This window comes from Comamonas sp. 4034 (assembly GCF_050434545.1).
GTDB lineage: Bacteria > Pseudomonadota > Gammaproteobacteria > Burkholderiales > Burkholderiaceae_C > Comamonas > Comamonas odontotermitis.
This window is the reverse complement of record NZ_JBNDIT010000029.1, coordinates 20,602-28,324: the sequence shown is the minus strand read 5'-3', so window position 1 is coordinate 28,324 and position 7,723 is coordinate 20,602. Positions and strand designations below refer to the sequence as shown.

Annotated in this window: 3 protein-coding genes; all 3 read right to left on the bottom strand. The window is 55.7% G+C overall.

All coding sequences use genetic code 11. The features are described 5' to 3' along the window. Window positions 1–317 precede the first annotated feature (317 nt). The 3 genes from ABIE32_RS20480 to ABIE32_RS20470 all read right to left on the bottom strand — a co-directional run bounded on the left by ABIE32_RS20480 (window position 318) and on the right by ABIE32_RS20470 (window position 6,194). Window positions 318–701 carry a DUF2750 domain-containing protein gene (locus tag ABIE32_RS20480; RefSeq protein ID WP_429018934.1) on the bottom strand — a complete coding sequence of 128 codons (384 nt, stop codon included), beginning with the start codon at window positions 699–701 and terminating at the stop codon, window positions 318–320. Between the two features lie 414 nt (window positions 702–1,115). Continuing rightward, window positions 1,116–5,444: an RHS repeat-associated core domain-containing protein gene (locus ABIE32_RS20475; protein WP_429018931.1), complete on the bottom strand. Its 4,329-nt coding sequence runs from the start codon at window positions 5,442–5,444 to the stop codon at window positions 1,116–1,118. Between the two features lie 51 nt (window positions 5,445–5,495). After that, on the bottom strand, window positions 5,496–6,194 hold the full coding sequence (locus tag ABIE32_RS20470) for a hypothetical protein (protein ID WP_429018928.1): 699 nt from the start codon (window positions 6,192–6,194) through the stop codon (window positions 5,496–5,498). Window positions 6,195–7,723: the final 1,529 nt, after the last annotated feature.

The window sequence follows — 7,723 nt, the reverse complement described above, 5'->3', positions numbered from 1 at the left end:
CCGGCACCTGGAGCGCAAAACGATTCTGTTGGCGAAGGGTAGAAACACGCCACGCCAGTGCCCGGTTTTGAGACCAGTACGCGCGCGCGAGGTTGCCTTCAACTCAACAACACCGGCACCTCATGTTGCGGAGTCAGCCCGTTGCGGTCTCTTGGAGACGCTTTTAGGCAGAGAGGCGCCGAAGTTACGTCCCGCTGCAACCAGGTAAATATTAGTGTCGTTTGAATAGAAGCAAACTGGGAAGAACTGTATGGCTGGATGGCTTCGATGGAATAGCCCCCCTGTGATGAATAAAAAAATCAGGATCTTTTAGCAATTTAGTAGTTCGATAATTCGGCTTCTATTGCGCTTTTGAACTCATCCACAGATGGTGTCAAACCTCTGTTCGATGGCGTATAAAAAACCCCAGGAAACAAGCCGTCTTTCTTCAATTTCGGCAGTAGATTTTCCATAAGCTCATTCAATGAGATAGCACGAGGCTCGTACCCTATCCATTCCCCCTCAGCACATAGCTGAGCATACTCCTTTGCAGGCCACAAAGGAAAAACAGTGGTCCCATCGTCGGCACCGGCAAGTGCCCAGCCATTTTGGTAGAGCCCCCATACCTCTTGCCAGTCAACAATGACTTTAATGAAGTTCTCATATCGATCATTACTTTGCAAGGCTATGACCGCTGCGACTTGTTTGCTGTTAAGTTTCATAAATTTAAGGACAACCACATCTGTTAGCACCATTCACGCCACCCAAGCCTCGCCAGCGCATGGTGATTGACGTGATCGAGGCGATGTTGGCGCAGCACAGTTCGTAGCGAAGATACAACGCTGGCACCAACAATGAAGCCACCTGAATCCCCAACCATTGCGGCTGGCATGGGATTGCAGGTGGCTTTTCTATTGAAAATTGACTATTTTTTTCTCCAAAAAATAATCCAAAATAGAAATGGCGCTAGAAAAAACAATAATCCAAGACCAAGCTGTATTGTTGCCCGGACCTCATATTCATTAGGATTTTGATTTGGAAGCGATCCAATCCAAGCCGTTTGAATTCCCCAAAATCCAAAAAATAAGGCCAAGAGAACGCATAGTACTGTTATTAATATAGGTCGCATGGTTGGTTTACCTCCAAGATTGACCCCATCCCGGCAGAAAAGGAACTCGTGGTTTTATGGAACAACGATCCAAAACTTCATCAGCAAAACTTTGGCACTGATTCCATGGCATCCAACGTCCTGTGGTCTGTCCAGGACGAATTGCCGAACTCACACACTGTTCATCCACATCAGGAACCGGGACACATTGAGAGCCAGGCTGCCAACTTTGGCCTCGATGGTCAATCGTCTGGGTTAATGCACCCGGTATATCAGAGCATCCCTGCCCAGGAACTGGGCACTGCGCTCCCATTCCTGACTCATATGATCCCGTGAGCAGCCAGTTGTGATTCGGCAGCGCAGCACTAGCGCCACCAACCCAGCTTATGTTGATAGGTCTTTGGCAGCGCCACACCCCTGTCCAAGGAGGACCGTATGGACCCATGCCGGGATTATCTAATCCGCGAGGATCAGTGAAACTCAGAGGATTCCCGCCCACATACCCAAACCGATTCCACCCACCCGCCAGCCCAATCGGATCGGCCTGGATGTACCGCCCCTCCTGCGGCCCATAGTACCGGTTGACGTTATAGCTCAGCTGCGTCTCTTCGTCCCACTGCTGGCCCGGGTAGCGCAGGTTGAACGTCACCTCTGGCGCGTAGCTGGGCAGGCTATTTGCCACTGGGCTGTCCGCTTGCACGTAGCCTTTCGCCCCGGTGGTCGGGCTCACTTCGCCAAACCCGGTCAGGAGCCACTGCCAGGCCACTTGCCCTTGCTGGTTGGTCAGGCGCCTGGGGGTGCTCAGGTGGTCCGCATGGATGGCGTAGAGCCGCCCGTTGATCTGGGTCGCCACCGGCACCATGCCTTGGGCGGTGGGCAGGTAGATGACTTCGGTGCTGTCCATCTCGCCTGCAGGCGCTGCCGAGCTTGCGCTGCGCTGGTTGCTGTAGGTGCCCAGGAGTTGCGCGCTGTCTTCTTCGCTGTAGAGGGTGTGCTCAGTGCGCGGGGCCGTGGTGCTTTGCCGTGCATCGGTTTTGAGCAGGCGCTGGCTCGCGCTGTTGTAGAGGTAGCTCACAGCACTGGGGTCGGTGCTGCTGGCCGTGCCGGTGACTTTGGCAACGCGGCCATTGGCGCCGTAGTGCAGGTACTGGGCTCCGCTGGTGGTGCCACTGGTAGTGGCTGAGGTGATGGCCCCTGCTGCGTCGTACTGGTAGGTTTTGGTGCTCGCTGCGTTGCCCGGAGTCGTTGTGCTGGCAATGCTGGCCAGCACATTGGTGCCAGCGGTCAGGCTGTAGGTACGGGTGGTGGTAGCACTACTACCCGATGCAGGCGTCTTGACGGTGGAGGCCGAGAGGCGGTTGCCGTTGGCGTCGTACGCATAGCCCATGGAGTTGTAGCCTGCGACATCCAAGAGGCCCGTGGCCAGGGCGCCCACCTTGGGCCAGTTGACAGCAGGTGTGCTTTGGAGGCTGTGGCCGCTGGCGGTCATGCGCCCGGCTGCGTCGTAGGTGTAGGCGCTGGCGATGCGGGCCTGCACGGTGGTGGTGGCTGCGCCCCCGGCGCTTGCAGCGGCGGGCACCATCTGGCTTTGCTCAATGGCAGACACGCGCCCTGCCGCGTCCCAGGTGAGGTCGAGGATGCCGGTGTGGGTGAGCTGGCCTGCGGTGTTGTAGCTGCGCGCTTCTGCCAGCTTGGCGGTGGCTCCTGGCGCAGCCAGGATGCCGGGCCAGCTCCAGCCCTTGGGCATGCCCAGCGGGTTCCAAGTCAGGCCCGAGAGGAGTGCCGTGCCGTTCCACTGCATGCCAGTGATGAGGCCGGTGCTGTCGTACTGGTAGGCCAGTTGCTTGCCAGATGGATAGGTGATGCTTTGCACACTACCCGCACCGCCCTGGCCTGCAGGCACGTAGGTGTAGGCAATGGATTTGGTGGTGCCCCCTGCCAGGATCTGGGTCTTGCGCAGCACGCGGCCCAGGGCGTCGCGCTGGTACTGGGTGGTGACTCCCGGGTCCTGCACTTCGCTCAGGTGCCCGATGCTGGCATTGGGCGCGGCAGCGGTGTTGTAGGTGGTGCCGGTGAGGTCGTAGCGCAGCACAGACGATGTGCCGTTGTTGTAGTTGATCTTGGTGATGCGGCCCAGCGCATCGCGCTCTACACCAATGGTGCGGCCTGTGGCGTCGGTAGTGGATGCCAGGAGGCCGCGCACGTCGTAGGTGGCGGATCCCGTGCCTGCATCGGGGGTGACCTCTTGCTTGGCGTTGCCCAGTGCGTCTCGGGTGTAGCTGGTGGTGACGCCTTTGAAGTCTTTGGCGGCGGTAACACTGTCCAACTGGTCGTAGGTGAGCGAGGCTGCGTTGTTCAGCGGGTCGGTCACTTTGTTCAAGCGGCGCAGGCCGTCCACTGCAAGCGTGGTGGTTTGAGACAGGCCATTGCTGGCAGAGACCAAGTCGCCATTGGCGTCATAGCCCAAGCTTGTGCTTTGGTTGGCACCTCGGGTCTCGCTCGCCACCTTGTTAAGACTGTTGATCGTGCGCTGTACCTGCAAGGCGGTAGTGGCCGCGCTGTCCTTGACGGTGGCGCTGGTGGCGTTGTCTTGCGCGTCGAGGGTGTACTGGCCGGAGTTGCCCCGGTTGTCGCTCCAGTTGCTGGTGCGCAGGGCGCCGTCGTACTGGTAGGTGATGGCGTAGCCGTTGGCGAATGTGACGGTGCCCAGCTTGTCGTTGGGCAGGTAGTTGAGCGTGGTGAGCAAGCCCCCTGCACTGAAGCTGGTGAGCTGGCCCTTGGGGTTGTAACTGTAGTTGCGCACAAGGCCAGAGGGTTCGGTCGCGGTGAGGATACGGCCTGCGCCATCGTGGGTGTACTGGCTGATGCGCCCCTGGGGGTCGGTGACCTTGCTCAGGTTACCCTTGGTGTCGTAGCCAAACACGGTCTGGCCGCCCGCATCGGTGTAGGAGTACGGCAGGCCATTGGGGTTGTAGGCCCAGGCGCTGGAGTAGGCTTTGCCGCTGGCCGTGTCCGTGACCAGCGTGCCCACAAGGTTGCCGCCGTCGTCGTAGCTCAGTTGGGTGATGCGCCCCGCCTCGGTGATCTTGGTGGGTAATGACATGGCGTCATGCCATTCAATCTGGGCCATTTGGGCCTCTGGGCGGTTGGAGGCAGCCACCACCTGGGTGATCAACTGGCGGTTGGTGTTCCACTGGTAGGTGGTTTTGTTGCCTTGGAAGTCTTCTTTTGAGGCAGGCAGCAGGTCGGTGTTGAGCTCTTCCTTGAACTTGTCCCAGAAGCGTGCATTGCTTTGCCCACTCAGGCGCACACCAGAGGCCGTACCCTGGTACTGACGGGTGGTGCTGTTGCCATTGGGATCGGTAGTGGTAACCGAGGCTTTGTACCAGTCGGAGTTGTCCGTGCCGGCAGCGACCACCATACCTCCGGATGGAACCCAAGCATGTCCGGCTACCGAGACGCTATAGATACCGCTAACGCCTGCCCGCGTGGTTTCTTTGAGCGAGCCATCAGGGTTATAGCTAAAGCCCAGGATCTGGTTCCCTTGGGCATCGCCCACGGCAGTGACCAGGCCCGGGAAGGTGATGTTGCCGTAGCTGTAGGCGTGGGTCTGGTAGCTGTTGACCTTGACGGAGCTTAGGCTTCCCTTGGCGTTGTAGTCGTAGTTGACGGCGTTGCCGTCGGGCAAGGTGACGGAGCCCAGCCTGCCATCGGTCCGGTAGCTAAAGCCCAGCCCGCGCCCAAAGGAGTTGGCAACAGACAGGACCTTGCCGTTGGTATGCAGGATGTTGTAGTTCCAGCCATTGCGCAAGGTGACCTGGGTGAGCCAGCCTTTGTTGTCAAACTTCCACCAGCTGCCATCGCTGGCGCGATGGTATTGCCAGGCGCCTCCCACCGAGCCCTGAATCCAGTCCGCACCGGTTGCCGCCAGCCACGGGGACTGCTCGCCCATTTCTTTGAGAAACAGCGCCGAGGTGCCATCGGGCAGTATCACTGCAAGGCTGGAGGGGTAGCGCGCGTCGTAGTACTTGGGCAGCTTGATGCGGCCCGACCAAGAGTGCATCCAACCCTTGCCCATGCCGATGTCTGCATCTTCATCGGGGTCGCCAAAGCTGCGGTAGATGTGGCCCAGGGTGAGTGGGCTGGGGCTTTGGTCAACCCAGTCGGTCTGCGCCTGGAAGTTCTCGGGGCCATTGGGGATGCTCTGGGCTTGGGCGGTGCCAGACATGAAGGTGAAGGTGCCCAGGGTGGTGAGGGCACCAAAAGCACCAAAAACACCCACAGCGATCAGGGCGCGCAAGGCGGGTTTGAGAGAGAAAGGCTGCAGCTTGCGCCGGATGAGCGGATCAATGGTCATGGTGTGGGCTGGTATTCGTTAATGGTGAGAAGACAATAAGGCAATAGGGGATCAGCGGCGGCACATTTGCGGCTCTTCTAACTCCGAGCTTAATACGTCAATAGTCTTCGAGTCGGTATTGGAGCAAGTCGCGCACGATGCGGTCAGTGTCACAGTTGTCTTCTCAAAATACGGTGGCACAAATAGAAATTCATATGTACCATCAGCCTTAGTTTTGCCACCAATGCCTCTCGTGACGGATGATCCAGCCACTTGAAAAACAACATCCACTCCCACGGATTCTTTAGGTGACCCATTATGAGTTACGGATACTATTTGCGTTATGGGGCCAACTAAAGAAGGGAGTGCTCTTGTACTGCTTGCACCGCTAATTTCAATTGTCGGCGGCGTACAAGAATCACCTTCTGCAAAATAACCATACATACACTGGCAAACTAAGCCAGGGGCCAGCATACTGTTTGCAGGACATGTTGCATAGGTGTATGTACTTGGGTAGCCTTCACCTGTTACAGAGTTTGATATTGCACACCATCGCCCTGAGTATCCAGGATCCTCAGGGATAATAACAGCAGCAATTGCATTGGGATAATATATCATTTGAGCTGCAAATGAATCGCAGGCTTTTTTGGGTGTTTCGTATATTACCCCGCTTGCGCCGAGCCATTTTGGGGTGACAGTTTCTTCTGCATATGCAGTTGATAGAAATAAAATAAAAGCACACAAAATTAATCTAATAAAATTTTTATTCATATCAATTTATTTAATTTGAGAATCAATTCATTACCCCAATGCACTAAATTTTATTTCTAACTCACTTACCACATAAAATCAGATGTAGGGAGTGCATTTATAAACTCAATTTCAATCTTCACTGTTAGCTACAACCAACCAGAGAGGCTTGGGGACGAAGCGGTCATATTGATAAATTTTGGCAATTAAATGCCATATTTTGATTGTTGCGCAAGTGGGTATGGGTGGCAACCCAGAACGCCTACTAGCTTCAGGAGATGAGCTAGGAGAGCATGTCGATGTTGCTTTTTGGCACTTCATTTGCTCAGCCCACGAGCGCATTCTTGATGCCAGACGGGCATCACCGAAACCATGTGCAAGGCCGTGATTTCGTCAACTGTGCCACTTGGCTTATCGAGACGAAACCAAGAGGACAGGGGCTACCCAAAACTTGGAAGATCGCATCGAGGAAACCGACCTGCTCCTCACATTTTTACGTCCGCGAAATATGAAGTTAAACCTGGATGCCAATCGGCGCTGTTCGAGCGGCCTCCTCTGCTGATGCCACGCGCGCAGACCTTAACAAAACTTAACATCATTGGCGAGCAAGCACCTACCCGATCACAACTGACAAGTCACGGTCTATGGTGTCAAATAGCCTAACTCTGGCGCGATGGCTGCGAGAACTACGCCTATGTATGGAACCTCGGAGTCCACTTCGACAATGGCAACAGGCCACACGAGGAATTGCTTCTTAATGCCAATGCAAAACTGGGTTCGCTCGCCAGCCCGGAACTGGCCGCGTCCGTCAACAAAAGAATGTAGTGCGGAGGGGGGGCTAAAAGTTGAGAACCCTGTCGGGTGGACACCGCACTGTTCCTCACGCGCAGAAAATTTCCCCCGTATGAATTTGTTAAATCAAACAATCAGCAAATCAATCGCCCGCTAGCCTGCATGGATGCTAGCTCTGAGTGTTCTTTGAATTCATTTGATTTGTTGATTCCGGTTTGATTTCTGTTAAAGCTTTAACATCCATCCTGCCGGGCCTGACGAAGAAGCCACACTGGATGCTTTAGGAGTCAAGGCAGGGGAGCGCTGACAAGCTGCAACACAGCGTTTGTATTTGACCACTAAGGACATCTATCCGTATGCCATGCGCAAGGAAGGGAGCCACCTCTCTATCTCTGGCCGCTGATGACTGCGGTGGTCACAGCTCCGATGGTTACGATATCCATCATGGCGTGTCTCCCTGGGGTCGTGCCAAATACTCATTTCGGAGATGTACGCGCGCGTGAGCGCCATTGTTTCTCTGTTTGGCGGAGCCCGTAGGTACGCAACGTATGGTACGCAGCAAGGTACGCGCACAAAGTCTGCCATGGTCATCATTTCGACGAAGTGCTTAACCAGGGCTATACAGGCGAAGGTGAACGCTGACAAGGCCGAGGGTGTACCAAAAGTCCACCTGATCCTGGCCAGAACCGACACCGGAACCAAATTTTGCGCTGTCAGGTTAGAAAATTCGTTTTTTGGGTTGGTGTGGCACAACTTCA

What these genes read in the sequence shown, in the direction of transcription:
- ABIE32_RS20475 (WP_429018931.1), bottom strand. Translation starts at nt 5,444, where the DNA reads ATGACCATTGATCCGCTCATCCGGCGCAAGCTGCAGCCTTTCTCTCTC.
- ABIE32_RS20480 (WP_429018934.1), bottom strand. Translation starts at nt 701, where the DNA reads ATGAAACTTAACAGCAAACAAGTCGCAGCGGTCATAGCCTTGCAAAGT.
- ABIE32_RS20470 (WP_429018928.1), bottom strand. Translation starts at nt 6,194, where the DNA reads ATGAATAAAAATTTTATTAGATTAATTTTGTGTGCTTTTATTTTATTT.